Raw genomic sequence first — 14559 nt, 5'->3', positions numbered from 1 at the left:
CTAGTGACGGCCATACCCGCGACCCCGGCCCCGGCCGTGATGGTCGCGTCCGCCGCGGCCCTGGACAACCTGGACGGGGACGGCGCCCCAGCGGGTCTCGACGTAATAGCCGCCGGTGCGGCGATCGAGATAGGCGCGATCCGGACGCAGGCGGTCACCCGTGCGGCCCGCCCGCTCTTCGCGGCGGCTCGGCACATAATCCCAGGCGCGATCCGGGCAGTTGAGCACGCGGCGGTCGCGACGGTCCTCTCGGCGATCCCGCCAGCCGGTATTGTGACGGGCGTCTCGGCGGTCTTCACGCAGGTCAGGGCAGGCGTTGGCATAGACCACAAAGTGACCTTCCGGGCCGTTCCAGCGATAGCCCCGATGATGGGGTTCATGGCCGCGACGATGGCCATAGCCCTGAACAGCGGCGGTCGTGGTGCTGACGCTCACGGTGAGGTCGGCGGCATTGGCCGCGGCGGGCAGGGCGGTGGCGGCCAGTCCGGCGAAGGCGGCGGCCGCAGCCAGTTTTGCGATTACATGCATCGTGTTTCTCCTTCATCCTTGGCCTTCCGGCCTGATGGGAGTGAGATTGACGCATCGCGCCTGAACACATGCTGGGTTAGGCTTTCATGTTCTATTCAACCAGATGAACGATACTGGATGTGACCGGCGCACGGGGGACTAGCGCCGAATTACGATTGGGGATGAGATGTTTAAATCCGTTCTGGCCGCCTCTGCCGGCCTTGCTCTGCTGGCGGGTGGCGCGTTTGCGCAGGAGCTGAACTGGCTTCGTGGCGATAGCGACAGCTTCACCAGCCGCGATTATCAGAACATTCTGCACCAGGTGACCAAGCCGGGCGCGGGCCCGGCGACGGGCGCCAGCGCCATCGCGGGCGATGACAGCTGTCGCTACGCCAATGACAATGAGTGTGACGAACCCGGACTGGGAACCGGCGCTTGCGCGGCGGGCACCGACCATTCCGATTGCTGGCGCCTGATGGCGGGGGTCGAGGATGATTCCTGCCAATGGGCCAATGATGGCGAGTGTGACGAGCCGGGCTTCGGCACCGGCGCCTGCACCCAGGCTACCGACCGCACCGATTGCGGCGCGCTGATCGATCTGCGTTTCCGCAATGACCAGTGCGACACCGCCTTTAACGGCATCTGCGAAGAGCCGGGTGTGGGCAATGGCGCGTGCGAGGCGCGCACCGACCGCGCCGATTGCATCGGTCGGGAACGCCCGATGACCATTCAGGACCATTACTTTGGTCATGATGACCGGGTCCTGATGGATACCGGCGTCTTCCCGTGGAGCGTGGTGGGCTATATCGAGTTTGATGCAGGCGGCACCTGCACGGCGACCCTGATCGGGGACGACATCCTGATCACGGCGGCGCACTGCGTCTCTGAAGAGGGCCGCATCGACGCGGCGGGCGTCTTCCATACCGGCGAGAACCTGCCCGGCGGCAGCCGGACGGCGCGCGTCATCGACTATCTGATGGATTCAGACTGGGACGAGGCCGCCTTCAGCTCCGGCGATGATCTGGACGGCACCGACTGGGCCATGCTGCGCATTGACCAGCCTCTTGGCGCCGAGCTGGGCCATGTGGGCTATGAAGCCCTTGTGGATGAGGAAGGGGCGCGTGAAGCACTGCGCGCGCCGATCCGCCAGGCCGGTTATTCCTGGGATACGGGCGATAATCTGTCGGGCAATTTCGATTGCCGCATGGTCGAGGTCTTTGACGACAACACCATGGCGCACAATTGCGACACGACGCGCGGGGATTCCGGATCGCCCTTCATGATCGAGCGCAATGGCGAGTGGCGCGTGGTGGCGACGGATTCAAACTTCCGCTCCAACCCGGACGGGCCGTTCATCTATATCGCGGCGCGTTCGGATCGCTGGGTTCCGCTCGTTGAGCGGTTCTCGGCAGGTGAGATCGGTAATGGCGGTCTGCGTCCGCGCGGTCCTGGCAAGCCGGGCAAACCCGAGCCGGTCAAGCAATAGCGTCCGGACGAACTAGAATTCCCGGACCAGGGCGAGGTCGGTGCGACTGTCACCGGCCTCAAAGCCCGGTTCGGGGTTGAATTCGTAGCGGTAGCGATAGCGCACTTCCAGGGACCACAGATCGCCCAGATCGGTGTTCAGCTTGAACAACTGGTCCGCCCGGGCGCTGTTGGACGCCAGGAAGCGGGTTTCCGATTCCAGCCGCATCGTATCGCTCAGCTGCAGCTCCACGTCTGACAACAGGTCGAACGCGCCTTCGTAATAGGAGCCGTTGTCGACTTCCTGGATATAGCGGACGCCGGGCGCCGCGCGGATGGTCCACTCGGCCTTGTCGCGTTGAAGGGCGCGATAGCCTGCGCCGACGCCCAGAAAGCCGGTCCAGTCAAAGCCGGAAATCTGATCGCGCTCCCATTCGGTGTTGGTGAACAGGGTCCAGCGCTCACCGGCTTCACGTTCGCCGCGAGCTTTCAGGATCAGCTCGTCCCGGCCCACATTGCCGTCCACTTCCGAGTAGGAATAGATCGCGCTGGTCTCGAACCCCCACCCGACGAGTTCACGTTCGGCATCAAGGCCGATCGTGTAATCCAGTCGGTCAGAATCCCCGCTATCCGCCCGCACGCCCAGGCGGATCTTGCCCGTCCATAGCTCGGATTCGGCCCGAGTGAGCAACATCATGGCCGAGGCCGGCGCCGCGATCCAGAACGGGTCGACCTTTGAGGTCAGCTCATTCGCCTCGGCGGCGTCCTGAAGTTCGGTGTCCACCGCGATCATGGCGGGGGGCGGGGCGGGCGTCACGGGCGCAATGGGTAAACCCAGCGTGCGACGGGCCAGGACGGCGTGCCGATCAGACAGGCGCGCGGCCCCGCGCGCGATGCGCTGGGCAGGCTGGGTCAGGGCCAGCAAGGTGACCGCGTTGATGAAAACCGCCTCATTGTCTTCCGCCGCCGCCGCCGCCAGCAATTCCTGGAACGGGGGTTCCAGTCCTTCCGCCGGTGAAGCGGCGAGTGAAAGAGCAGCGAAAGCGGTCAGGATCATGCGTCAGACTCCGGGCAGCGATAGGAAAACAAACACATTCGGCGGGGGGAGACAAACCCTTAGAGCCTGTAAAGCTGCTGTATGCCTTGACGCTCGCGCAGGAACGCGGCACGCCTTTGACGGTATTGGCGCCCCTTTGTGACGAGATTGCCGCATGACCGACCCAGTCGCTGACCGCTATGCCCGCACCGAACCGCTGTTTCCCGACTGGGCGGCGCCCATCTATCTGTGGGTGTCGGTTGCGGCCTCGGTGGTCTATCTCGGCCTGGACATGACGACCGTCTCCATGCCCGGTCTGGCGCTGACCAAGGCGCTGGGGATCATCCTTTTGGGCGTGTACGCGCTGCTCAAGCGCGCGCCGGTTCTGGCGCTTGCATTGCTGCTGTCCGCAGGCGGGGATTACGCGCTGGCCATGCGTCCGCCCCAGCTGGAAGCCGGGATCGGCTTCTTTGGCGCCGCGCACCTGACCTATATCGCCATCTTCGCCCTGATGGTGCGTAGCAGCGGCTTCAAGCGCGAAGGCCTGGTGCTGGCGGGCGGCCTGTTCGTCTTTGGCGTTGCGATGTGGCTCTGGATCAATGGCGGCATGGGCGCGCTGATCGTCCCGGCGAGCGTTTATCTGGGGATCATCCTGCTGATGGCCATGTCCGCCGGACTGGTCAAAGGCCCCAATCTGATCGTGATCGGGGCGCTTATGTTCGTCGTGTCGGACTCGCTGATCGCCACCCGCTGGTTCCGGGACGTGCTGGTGTTCGACGCCGGGCTCGACTGGGGCGGCGTGCTTGTCTGGGTCACCTATTATGGCGCGCAGCTATGCCTGACGCTGGGCATTGTCCGCGCCAAGGCCATGCAGGCGATCACAGGTGAAAAGGCTGAGCCGGCAGCCTAGGCCGGCATCAGGCCGCGCTCTTCGGCCAGCCGCTTCATCTCGTTCTGCAGCTTTTCAAAGGCGCGCACCTCGATCTGACGGATGCGTTCGCGGCTGACGCCATAGACTTGCGCCAGATCCTCAAGGGTCTTGGGCTCTTCGGTCAGGCGGCGTTCCTGAATGATGTTCTGCTCACGCTCGTTGAGCGCGCCCATGGCCTCCTGCAGGAGGGTCATGCGCATGGAGAATTCATCGGATTCCGCCAGCTCTTCCTCGGCGTCATCGGCATCGTCATCGGCCAGCCAGTCCTGCCATTCCGCTTCACCATCCGCACGCATCGGCGCGTTAAGCGAGGCGTCCGGGCCGGACAGGCGACGGTTCATGGAGATCACGTCGTCATCGGTCACGCCCAGCTTGGTGGCGATTTCCTCGACCTGATCGGGACGCAGATCGCCTTCTTCCAGCGCGCGCATCTGGCTCTTCATCCGGCGCAGGTTGAAGAACAGCTTTTTCTGCGCCGCCGTGGTGCCCATCTTCACGAGGGACCAGGAGCGCAGGATGTATTCCTGGATCGAGGCGCGGATCCACCACATGGCGTAGGTGGCCAGGCGGAAGCCCTTGTCGGGATCGAATTTCTTCACCGCCTGCATCAGGCCCACATTGCCTTCGCTGATCACTTCGGCGATCGGCAGGCCATAGCCGCGATAGCCCATGGCGATCTTGGCGACGAGGCGCAGGTGGGAGGTGACAAGCTGGTGGGCGGCGTCAGAATCCTCGTGTTCCTGCCAGCGCTTGGCCAGCATGAACTCCTGATCCTTTTCCAGCATGGGGAATTTCCGGATCTCCGCGAGATATCGCGACAGACCGGCTTCGGGCGACATGGTCAGCGCCGTTTTCATATTTGCCATGCGTGTCACTCCCCAGTGAGCCCTTGGCGCTGATGGTATGACCAGCGCCGCGTTCATTTAGGTAGCCGATTTCCAGATTGTTAGGGGTCACAAGCCAGTGAAGCTGAAACACAATCTGTCAGCCCCTGAAATTAAACAGAAAACGGCGCCCAGATTAAGGCTTCCAACGGAAACAATGTATTGCTCTTGCGCGAAAGCCCGCGAAAACTGACCCGATGAGCATCTCAGTCAGACAGGCCCGTCCGGGCGATCAGGAAGCGCTGGCCCTGGTGGGGGCGGCGACGTTTCTGGAAAGCTATGCCGGCGTCGTTGATGGCGGCGCGATCATCCGTCATTGCGCAGAGCGCCACACGCCTGCGGTCTACGCACAGGCGCTGGAAACACCGACCCATTCGCTCTGGCTGGCCGAACAGGCGCCCGGCGCGGCGCCGGTCGGTTATCTGCACCTGACGCCGCCGGACCTGCCCATCGAGACGCGGGCGGACGATCTTGAGATCAAGCGCATCTATGTGCTGGCGAGCCTGCACCGTTCGGGGCTGGGGCGACGCTTTCTTGCCGAAGCCGTCACCCATGCCCGCGCAGAAGGTGCGTCACGTCTCTTGCTGGGCGTTTATCAGGGCAATGAACGGGCGCTCGCTTTTTATGACAGCATGGGCTTTGAGCGGGTCGGCACGCGTCAGTTCGATGTGGGTGGCCGCATCTATGATGACTGGGTGCTGGCGCTTGACCTGTAATCTGTGCGGCCCCTTAAGCCCCTAATCCGATTGTTACTTTCAGCGGCGATCCAAGCGCTCTAAAGTTGCGGTCATGGATAGTCTGTTTGTGCAAGTTCTGCTGCCGCTCGCCCTGGCGTTCATCATGTTCACCCTCGGTGTGGGCCTGACGATCGCGGATTTCAAACGCATTGCGCTGCAGCCCAAGGCCTTCCTGGTGGGGACGGCCCTGCAATTCATTTCCCTGCCGGTGATCGCCATCGTGCTGGTGGCGTTTCTGCCCATTCCGTCCACCGTGAAGGTGGGTGTGGTTTTGCTGGCGGCCTGTCCGGGCGGGACCACATCGAACCTGCTGACTCATATGGCGCGCGGGGATGTGGCGCTCTCTGTGTCGCTCACCGCGACCACCTCGCTGGCCTCCGTGGTGACGGTGCCCCTGGTTTTGATGATTGCGCTGGCCCTGTTCATGGGCCCCGGCGCGCCTGAAGTGGGCATGGTCTCGACCGGCGTGGTGATCTTTGTTCTGACCTTCGTTCCGGTCGCGTTGGGCATGGCGGTGCGCAAGCTTTCGCCCGGACTTGCCGATGCGCTCGCGCCCTATTCGCGTCTGATGTCGGGACTGGTCTTTGCCGCGGTGGTCGTCGCAACCGTGATCAATGACGGCATTGGCGAGACGGTGCGGCGATTGACGCAGGCGGGGGCGGTGTCGCTGGCGCTCAATCTCGCTGCGATGGGGGTGGCGTTCGCCGTGTCGAGCTGGCTGGCGTTCAAGATGCGCCAGCGCATCGCTCTGACGCTGGAATGCGGCCTGCAGAACGCGACGCTGGCGATTGTGGTGGCGGGCTCGCTTCTGGGCGACATCGTCTACGCCATGCCCGCCGCGGTCTACGGGCTGCTCATGTTCGGCACCGCCGGACTGTTCATCCTGTGGGCGCGACGCTGGTCGAAAGCAGCCCGTCGCGCGCGGGCCATGGCGCGCTAGAGCCGTTCCAGAAAGCCTTGCAGCCTTTGCATGTCCTTGGGCAGGTCGGTCTCGCACCGCACCGGCTCTCCGGTCACCGGGTGTTCAAAGCCCAGCACGGCGGCGTGTAGCGCCTGACGTCGGAAGTCCTTGAAGTCCTTGCCGCTGTCGAGCTTCGCCAACGGTGTGGACCGGCCCCGGCCATAGACCGGATCGCCCAGAAGCGGGCAGCCGATATGGGCCATATGCACCCGGATCTGGTGCGTCCGTCCGGTTTCCAGCCGACAGCGCACCAGCGCGCACATGGGATGACCGATCGACCGGCCGGGCTCCTGACCGAAGGTCTCAAGCGTCTCGTAATTGGTGATGGCGTGCTTGCCCGCTTGCGAGCCGGGCGTGTCGATCACGGCCATTTTCTTGCGGTCATGGCTGGAGCGCGCGAGGCGCGTCTCGATCCGGCCCGCACGGGGTTGGGGCGCAGAGCGGGTGAAAGCCAGATAGGCGCGCTCGACGCTGTGGGCGGCGAATTGGTCAGACAGGCCCTGATGCGCCTTGTCAGTCTTGGCCGCCACCATGACGCCGGACGTGTCCTTGTCGAGGCGATGCACGATGCCGGGACGCTCGACGCCGCCAATGCCTGACAGGGATCCCGCGCAATGAAACAGCAGGGCGTGCACCAGCGTGCCTGTCCAGTTGCCCGCGGCGGGGTGGACGGCCATGCCGGCGGGTTTGTTGATGACGATCAGATGCGCGTCCTCGAACAGGACCTCAAGCGGAATGTCCTCGGGCTTCGGCGTGGCTTCCACCGGGGCGGGCACGTCCAGACGATAGACCGCGCCGTCGCGCACCTTGGCGGAGGGATCGGTCAGCGCTTCGCCATCCACAAGCAGGCAGCCCTGCTCAACCAGCGCCTTGCAGCGCGAGCGGGAGAGGTCCGCCCATGTCGCCGCCATCCAGCGATCCAGGCGCTCGCCCGCCTCGGCAGAGGTTGCAATCTGTTCTCTGGGGGGCGGTGTGGTCAAAGGCGGGGCCTTCTCGGGGCTGTTGAGTGACATTCAGGGACGCCTGACACAGAGCTGCACTCCGCGTCCGTGTCGTGACGAATTGGTAAGCGAAAGCGCTTATCTGGTCCCATTCCGCATCCGGTCGTGATCGCCGGTATGAACCCTATGCAACAAGATCAGGGATACTGACAATGACGTTTAAAGCTCGCTTGACTGTGTGCACCGCGCTCCTGGCGCTGTCACCCGTTGCGCCTGCTTTTGCTCAGCAGGGCGAGACGCAGGTCACGGATGTGATTACCGTGACGACGCAGAAACGTGAGCAGTCTGTCACCGATGTTCCGCTCAATCTGACCGCTTACAACGCCCGTCGCCTTGAAGTGCTGGGGGTCGAGCAATTTGATGAATTGTCTGATTTTGTTCCGGGTCTGGAGATTCAGGAGCAATCACCCAATACGCCCGGCTTCGCCATTCGCGGCATCACGTCAGATGACACCACGGCGACGGGCGAAGCCCGGGTTGCGGTGTTTCAGGACGGCGTGCCTATCTCGCGCGCTCGCGGGGCGTTTGTGGAGCTGTTCGATGTCGAGCGCGTGGAAGTGGCCAAAGGCCCTCAACCCACCCTGTTTGGTCGCGGCGCGCTGATCGGCGGCATCAACATTATCCAGAACAAGGCCCAGCTGAACGATGTGATGTCCGGCGCCGGGTCTGTCACGCTGGGGGATTATAATCGCCGAGAAGCGCGCGGGCATGTGAACCTGCCGCTCAGCGACGCCTTCGCCCTCAGAATCGCCGCCGCCCACAAGGCGCGTGACGGCTATGTGGACAATGTGCTGGGCGGACCGGCGATGAACGCCGTCGAGCTTGAAGCCTATCGGGTCTCCGCCCGCTGGGAGCCGACAGACGCCCTGCGTCTGGATGTGATCGCCAATTATCAGGATGACACGCCTGAAGGCGGCACCTCGTTCAAATCCGGGGTGTTCGCGCCTGCGCCGGGCGTCTCGCTGGAGCCTTGGGAGCCGGCCGCGCTGAACACATCGCCGTTGCTGGAAAATGGCGCGCCTCTGGGCATCAACCGCAAAGTCTACGGCGTAACGGTTCTGGGCGATTACGATCTGAACGAGACTTGGTCTCTCAGCTCCATCACCGGCTGGCGCGCCCTTGAGACCCGGGAGATCCTGGATTCAGATGGCTTTGCCGCAGACTTGCTCGCGGTCGCAGATAACGGTTCCGGACATCAATGGAGTCAGGAAATCCGCTTCAATTATGACGCCGGTGGCCCCGTGACGGGATTTTTCGGCGCGTCGTATTTTTATGAGCGCAGCCGACAGGCGATTACGCTGGCCACGGATGAAGCCGTGGCTCAGGCTCTCCTGGCGCCACAGCTGGCCGCAAGCGCAGGTTTGAGCGTAGCGCAGGTCGAAGCCTTGCTGGCGCTACAGGGTGTCCCCAATGCGGATGGCTTTGACGATCTGCTTGATCCGTTCGGGTTCGCCGTACTCAGCCTGCTGACAGCGGGTCAGGTCGTGCCGCTGGGCGATTACCGCGAAGGGACCACCAATTACGGCGAAACCACTGCCTTTGATCTGTTTGGTGACGTGTCCTACGCGGTCACGGATCGTCTGACGCTTGGCGCTGGGCTGCGCTGGACCACAGAAGACAAGGAGGCCGGGATCTCCGGCTGGCATATCGACGCGCCGAACCGCGTTACGGGAGCGCCGACCGCCTTTCTCCCCGCGACGCCCAATGGCGTGATGCTGGAGTCCGGCTCTCGAAGCTTTGACGACTTCACCTGGCGCGTGACCGGTCAGTATGACCTCAATGCCGCGGTGAACCTGTTTGCGTCCTATGCGCGCGGGCGTCGTCCGGACGTGATCAGTTACTCAGACGGCCAGTTCGTGATCGCTCCGGCAGAAATCGTCGACAGCTATGAACTGGGCGGCTATTGGACGCTGGATTCCACCAACATTCAGGCCTCCGTTTTCTATTCCGAGTACGAAAACTTCCAGAGCGCGCGACTCGAGCCGCAAAGCGCCACCTATATCGTGGACAATGCTGGCCGTGCGACGCAGTACGGTTTTGAAGGCCAGCTTGATCATCAATTCACGGACCACCTGTCCGTGTTTGCGACCTATGCGTACAATATCTCCGAATTTGACGACACGGACTCCGAAGGCCGACCGCAAGAGTTCGCCGGCAACACCTTCCGCCTGTCGCCCGACCATGCGCTGTCCGTCGGCGCGCTTGCCGAATTCGAGACAGGACTGGGGCTGCTGTCGCTGATCCCGACCTGGACCTGGCAGTCAGAGGTCTTCTTCGACAATGACAATGACCTGACCGACGGTCGCCAGGACGAGCTCCAGGGGGATTTCGGTCTCATCAATATCCGGGCCCGCCTGGATCTGCCCGATGAGCGGATCTATGGCGAGGTCTTCGTCAACAATCTGGCGGATGAGGCCTACATCATTGATGCGGGCAATACCGGGGACAGTTTCGGTCTGCCCACCTTTATCGCCGGGTCGCCCCGTATGGCGGGCATCAAGATCGGCGCGAGCTTCTAGTCGCGCCTCCCCGGATGGGCGCTATTCTGTGTGTGTATTTGAGGCCAATTGATAATGAATAGGCCTATTCGTTTATGCATATGGAGTGGCTTTTAAGTAACGTCATCTGCATTATGTCGAACCGTTACCATTCTTTGTCCAAGCCGTTAGCGAAGCGTCACACTTGACCCCTACCAGCAGCCGGTCTGCGCACCTTCCGTGTGCGCCATGTACCAAGTTCAGGGGTCCTTACAATGACGTTCAAAGCTCGCCTGTCTGCGTGCGCTGCAGTTCTCGCGCTTGCGCCTGCGTCCGCCGCCTTCGCTCAAACCGAGGTCAATGACCAGGTCACCGACGTGATCACGGTGACCACCCAGTTCCGCGAACAGTCCCTGGCTGACGTGCCGATCAACGTGTCGGCCTTCAACGAAGAGCTGATCGAGCGTCTGGACATCCGCAACCTTGAAGACATGGCCCTGTACACGCCGGGCCTCGTCATTCAGGAGCAGAGCCCGAACAACACCGGCTACTCCCTGCGCGGCATCACCACCGACAGCGGCGTCTCCACCGCTGAAGCGCGCGTGGCCATGTTCCAGGACGGCCTGTCCATCTCGCGCTCGCGCGGCTCCTATGTCGAACTGTTTGACATCGAGCGTCTGGAAGTCGCCAAGGGCCCGCAACCGACCCTGTTTGGTCGCGGCGCGCTGATCGGCGGCATCAACATCATCCAGAACAAGGCCGCCTTCGAGAACTCTGCGAGCCTTTTCGCCGGTCTTGGCAATTTTGACTCCTATGAAATCGGCGGCCATGTGAACTACGCCGTGGCTGACAATTATGGTCTGCGCGTCGCGGCGATGAACCGCGTGCGTGACGGCTACATCCCCAATCTGGGCGATGGCGACGATCTGCAGGGCCGTGACGTTCTGGCGGGCCGCGTGGTGTTCTCCGGCGAGCCGACCAGCTATTTCAACTTCGACCTGATCGCCAACTGGCAGCAGGACAGCGGCCCGGGCAGCGCCTTCAAGTCCGGCGTGATCGCCCCGCAAGGCGGCAACACCAACCCGCATTCCGCCGCTGACCTGCGCGTGATCGATGGCTTTGAAAGCGATCAGGGTCTGGGTCTGGACCGCACGGTGTGGGGCCTGACCGCCCTGACCAGCTGGGACATCAACCCGTCCTGGAACCTGTCCACCGTGACCGGCTATCGCGAGTATGATGCGGTCGAGATCTTCGATCCGCTCGGCATCGGCTTTGAAGCGATCAACTTCGGCGAAGATGCGACCGGTCGTCAGACCAGCCATGAAATGCGCCTGAGCTTTGACAATGGCGGCCGCTTCACGGCCTTCGGCGGCTTCACCTATTTCTACGAAGCCAACACCCAGCGTATTCCGGCCATCTACAATGAAGCTGTCACCCAGGCCCTGTTCGTGCGTCTGGGCCAGTTCGGCAATGTGAACACCATCGCCGGCCTGCTGGGCGTCACGCCTGAAACCCTGACCGATCTGGCGAACCCGTTCCCGTATTCGATCGCAGCCCTGTCCCAGGGCATGGGCTTTGTGCCGCTGCGTCCGAACTACACTGAAGAATCCGCGAACGCCGGTTCCACCGAAGCGCTCGACTTCTTCGCCGACGCTTCCTTTGACGTCACCGACCGTCTGACCGTGACGGCGGGCCTGCGCTACACCGACGAGAGCAAGAACGCGTCAGGCTATGGCGGCTCGTCCATGGGCGTGAACCGCGTGACCTTCGGTCCGGCCCTGATCCTGACCAGCTCCCCGAACGGCGCCGAGATCAGCTCCAGCGCGGATTTCGATGACTGGACCTATCGTGTGAACGCGGCGTACGAAGTGAGCGACCGCATGAACGCCTGGGTCAGCTATGCCCGCGGCCGCAGCCCGGACCTCATCTCTATCGACTCCAGCGATCCGTCCTTCTTCAGCACCTCTCCTGCCGAGATTGTGGACTCCCTGGAAGTTGGCGCGTTCTTCACGCTCGATTACGGCACGCTGACCGCCTCGGTCTACGAATCCAAATACGACAACTTCCGCACGTCCGTGTTTGATCCGCTTACCAGCACCTTCGTGCCGCAAAACGCCGGGTCTGCGACCCAGCGCGGCCTGGAGCTGCAGGGCGATTTCCACCTCACCGACACGCTCGACCTGATGGCGACCTATTCCTACAACCTCGCCAAGTTCGACAAGACCTCCAACGGTCAGGCCCAGGCCCTCGGCGGCAACCGCTTCCGCTATGCGCCCGAGCACTCCTTCTCGCTGGGCGCGCGCTGGGAAGCCCTGAACCAGCCCTGGGGGACGGTGTCCATCCTGCCGAGCTTCTCCTGGCAGTCCCATGTCTTCACCGACAACGACAATGACCGCTTCGCCGGCGTGCGTCAGGACTCCTACGGCCTGCTGCGGGCCCGGGTGCGCTATGACCACCCGTCCGAGCGCTACTATGCGGAAATCTTCGGCAACAACATCGCCGATCAGGAATACCTGATCGACGCCGGCAACACCGGCGCGGGCTTTGGTCTGCCGACCTTTATCGCAGGCGCCCCGCGCACCTACGGTTTCCGCATCGGCGCCAGCTTCTAGGCTGACGTTCCAAGATCCGTCCGGGGGGACGGGACTGTGGCCGGCGCGGGGAGAGGGGCCTTGCGCCGGCCTTCTTGTTTGGTTTCTACTTTTCCCAAGCGCGCAGCAAGCGGGCACACAAGAGGGGGAGTTCATGTCACAGGAATACAAGCTGACGCGTCGCGCGGCGCTTGCGGGCGTTGCGGGTCTCGGGCTCGCGGCAACGGCCTGTAGCGGTGAGGAAGCGCGTTTCGAGCCGCGCCCGCCTGCGGACGGCCCCTTCAAGCATGGCGTCGCCAGCGGTGACCCGGACCAGACCTCGATCATGCTGTGGACGGCGGTGACGACGGACAGTCTTGATTCGCCGGTTCGCGTGGAGCTGGCCGAGGATGAAGCCTTCACCTCGGTCATTCTCGAGGCCGAAGCCGCCCGCGCTGCTGAAGCCGTCAACAACATGACCCCGTTCAAGCTTCTGGCGGACGGTCTGCAGCCGGGACGCGCGTACTGGTACCGCTTCCATTATGGCGATGTGGTCAGTGAGACCGGGCGGACGCGCACCCTGCCCGAGGGCGGCGTGGACCGTTTCACCATCGCGGCTTTCTCGTGTTCGAACTATCCGGCGGGCTTCTTCAACGCCTATCGCGACGCAGCCGAGCGCAACGATATCGATCTCGTCGTGCATCTGGGCGATTACATCTACGAGTACGGCCGTGGCGGCTACGCCATGGAGGATGACGAGCGACTGGGCCGCATGGTCGAGCCCGCCCACGAGATCGTCACCTATGAGGATTATGTCACCCGCTACGCCCAGTATGGCGCGGACCCGGATCTGAAGGCCCTCAAGGCCGCGGCGCCGTGGCTGACCATCTGGGATGACCATGAGACCGCCAATAACGCCCATCTGACCGGGGCCGAGAACCACGACCCGGATCAGGGCGAGGGCGCCTGGTCGGATCGCGTCGACGCGGCCTTGCGCGCCTATTATGGCTGGCTGCCGGTGCGCGAGGCCGAGGATCGTCGGGCGCGCTATGGCGCGCTCGAGATCGGGGATCTGGCGACGCTGATCTTCCTGGAGAGCCGTTTGCTGGCGCGCTCTGACGAGATGACGCTTGATGACTTCCCGGTGCCGCTCGATTCCGATCCGCAAGACCCGCAAATCCAGGAAACCGTCCGCAACTGGCTGGAGTTGCGGGTGGGCGGCGAGGACCGCACCATGCTGGGCGCGGAACAGTTCGACTTTGTCATCCGCACGTTGGAGCAATCGGCGGCGGCGGGCAAACCCTGGCGCATCTTCGCCAACCAGGTGCTGATGGGCTCGGCCACGGCGCCCGATTACACCAAGGAGCCGCCGCTCTGGCTGCGCTGGGGCATGCGTCTGGCGGGCGGTCAGGTGTGGGATTTCGCCCAGCAGACCCAGTTCAGCGTGCCCATGACGCTCGACACCTGGGACGGCTTTCCGGCCGAGCGCGAGCGCTTGTTCGAGGCCGCGCGCGCGGCCAATGCCGACTTCATCGTGCTGACCGGGGACAGCCACAATTTCTGGACTGTGGACCTGAAGACCGAAAGCGGTGAGCGCGTGGGCGTCGAATTTGGCGTCACCTCGGTGACCAGCCCGTCGGATTATGAGTTCGTCAATGCGCCGAGCGTGGATTTCGGTCAGATGACCCTGAAAGCCAATCCGCACATTCTTCATCACAGCGTCTACGCCAAGGGTTATGTCCTGCTCACTCTGACGCCGGAGGACGCGGTCGCGGACTTCGTGGCGGTCTCCACGATCAAGGACACGGCCTTTGACGCGGGTCTGGACAGCCGCTGGCGGGTGACGCCGGCTCTGGGCGGGCCTGTCGCCGAGGTCGAGCGCCTGAGCTGACCGCGTTCAGGATTGCGGTCTTTTAAGGCGTCCGCGCCTAGACAGGGCTTTGCCGGTGGGCCACCTTTAAGGTCCACTCGGGGGTGATATACAGGGGTTT

11 protein-coding genes are annotated in these 14559 nt (G+C 63.3%); 7 read left to right on the top strand and 4 right to left on the bottom strand.

The features are described from left to right. Positions 1-528, bottom strand: a complete 528-nt coding sequence (locus ACFELO_RS12200; RefSeq protein ID WP_440958038.1) for a hypothetical protein — start codon at positions 526-528, stop codon at positions 1-3. Positions 529-694: 166 nt separating this feature from the next. Between ACFELO_RS12200 and ACFELO_RS12195 the strand changes: the two genes are divergently transcribed. Next, positions 695-1993, top strand: a complete 1299-nt coding sequence (locus tag ACFELO_RS12195) for a trypsin-like serine peptidase (RefSeq protein ID WP_440958037.1) — start codon at positions 695-697, stop codon at positions 1991-1993. A 12-nt stretch (positions 1994-2005) separates the two neighbouring features. On the opposite strand, the gene ACFELO_RS12190 is transcribed toward ACFELO_RS12195, so the two are convergent. Further along, positions 2006-3028: a DUF481 domain-containing protein gene (locus ACFELO_RS12190; RefSeq protein ID WP_440958036.1), complete on the bottom strand. Its 1023-nt coding sequence runs from the start codon at positions 3026-3028 to the stop codon at positions 2006-2008. A 154-nt stretch (positions 3029-3182) separates the two neighbouring features. Between ACFELO_RS12190 and ACFELO_RS12185 the strand changes: the two genes are divergently transcribed. Beyond that, on the top strand, positions 3183-3917 hold the full coding sequence (locus ACFELO_RS12185; protein ID WP_440958035.1) for a lysoplasmalogenase: 735 nt from the start codon (positions 3183-3185) through the stop codon (positions 3915-3917). Here the strand turns inward: ACFELO_RS12185 and rpoH are convergent. After that, on the bottom strand, positions 3914-4804 hold the full coding sequence (gene rpoH, locus ACFELO_RS12180; protein WP_440958034.1) for an RNA polymerase sigma factor RpoH: 891 nt from the start codon (positions 4802-4804) through the stop codon (positions 3914-3916). The genes ACFELO_RS12185 and rpoH overlap by 4 nt on opposite strands. Before the next feature lie 215 nt (positions 4805-5019). Here rpoH and ACFELO_RS12175 point away from each other — a divergent pair, with 215 nt between their 5' ends. Continuing rightward, positions 5020-5538: a GNAT family N-acetyltransferase gene (locus tag ACFELO_RS12175; RefSeq protein WP_440958033.1), complete on the top strand. Its 519-nt coding sequence runs from the start codon at positions 5020-5022 to the stop codon at positions 5536-5538. 73 nt (positions 5539-5611) lie between these two features. Beyond that, on the top strand, positions 5612-6499 hold the full coding sequence (locus tag ACFELO_RS12170; protein WP_440958032.1) for a bile acid:sodium symporter family protein: 888 nt from the start codon (positions 5612-5614) through the stop codon (positions 6497-6499). Here the strand turns inward: ACFELO_RS12170 and ACFELO_RS12165 are convergent. Continuing rightward, positions 6496-7533 carry an RluA family pseudouridine synthase gene (locus ACFELO_RS12165; protein ID WP_440958031.1) on the bottom strand — a complete coding sequence of 346 codons (1038 nt, stop codon included), beginning with the start codon at positions 7531-7533 and terminating at the stop codon, positions 6496-6498. The genes ACFELO_RS12170 and ACFELO_RS12165 overlap by 4 nt on opposite strands. Positions 7534-7781: 248 nt before the next feature. On the opposite strand from ACFELO_RS12165, the gene ACFELO_RS12160 reads away from it, so the two are divergent. From ACFELO_RS12160 to ACFELO_RS12150, 3 genes are all read left to right on the top strand, one after another. After that, positions 7782-10040, top strand: a complete 2259-nt coding sequence (locus tag ACFELO_RS12160; protein ID WP_440958030.1) for a TonB-dependent receptor — start codon at positions 7782-7784, stop codon at positions 10038-10040. A gap of 233 nt (positions 10041-10273) precedes the next feature. Next, a complete protein-coding gene (locus ACFELO_RS12155; RefSeq protein ID WP_440958029.1) occupies positions 10274-12610 on the top strand; it encodes a TonB-dependent receptor in 2337 nt (778 codons plus the stop codon). 133 nt (positions 12611-12743) lie between these two features. Beyond that, positions 12744-14459, top strand: a complete 1716-nt coding sequence (locus tag ACFELO_RS12150; protein WP_440958028.1) for an alkaline phosphatase D family protein — start codon at positions 12744-12746, stop codon at positions 14457-14459. Positions 14460-14559 lie beyond the last annotated feature (100 nt).

The sequence above is a fragment of the Oceanicaulis sp. LC35 genome (assembly GCF_052055585.1).
GTDB lineage: Bacteria > Pseudomonadota > Alphaproteobacteria > Caulobacterales > Maricaulaceae > Oceanicaulis.
Note: the sequence above shows the minus strand (reverse complement) of the source record. Positions and strands in the feature narration are given on the sequence as shown.

Coding starts and splice junctions, on each gene's coding strand:
- ACFELO_RS12185 (WP_440958035.1), top strand. CDS start 3,183: ATGACCGACCCAGTCGCTGACCGCTATGCCCGCACCGAACCGCTGTTT.
- ACFELO_RS12165 (WP_440958031.1), bottom strand. CDS start 7,533: ATGTCACTCAACAGCCCCGAGAAGGCCCCGCCTTTGACCACACCGCCC.
- ACFELO_RS12155 (WP_440958029.1), top strand. CDS start 10,274: ATGACGTTCAAAGCTCGCCTGTCTGCGTGCGCTGCAGTTCTCGCGCTT.
- rpoH (WP_440958034.1), bottom strand. CDS start 4,804: ATGGCAAATATGAAAACGGCGCTGACCATGTCGCCCGAAGCCGGTCTG.
- ACFELO_RS12150 (WP_440958028.1), top strand. CDS start 12,744: ATGTCACAGGAATACAAGCTGACGCGTCGCGCGGCGCTTGCGGGCGTT.
- ACFELO_RS12195 (WP_440958037.1), top strand. CDS start 695: ATGTTTAAATCCGTTCTGGCCGCCTCTGCCGGCCTTGCTCTGCTGGCG.
- ACFELO_RS12190 (WP_440958036.1), bottom strand. CDS start 3,028: ATGATCCTGACCGCTTTCGCTGCTCTTTCACTCGCCGCTTCACCGGCG.
- ACFELO_RS12200 (WP_440958038.1), bottom strand. CDS start 528: ATGCATGTAATCGCAAAACTGGCTGCGGCCGCCGCCTTCGCCGGACTG.
- ACFELO_RS12170 (WP_440958032.1), top strand. CDS start 5,612: ATGGATAGTCTGTTTGTGCAAGTTCTGCTGCCGCTCGCCCTGGCGTTC.
- ACFELO_RS12175 (WP_440958033.1), top strand. CDS start 5,020: ATGAGCATCTCAGTCAGACAGGCCCGTCCGGGCGATCAGGAAGCGCTG.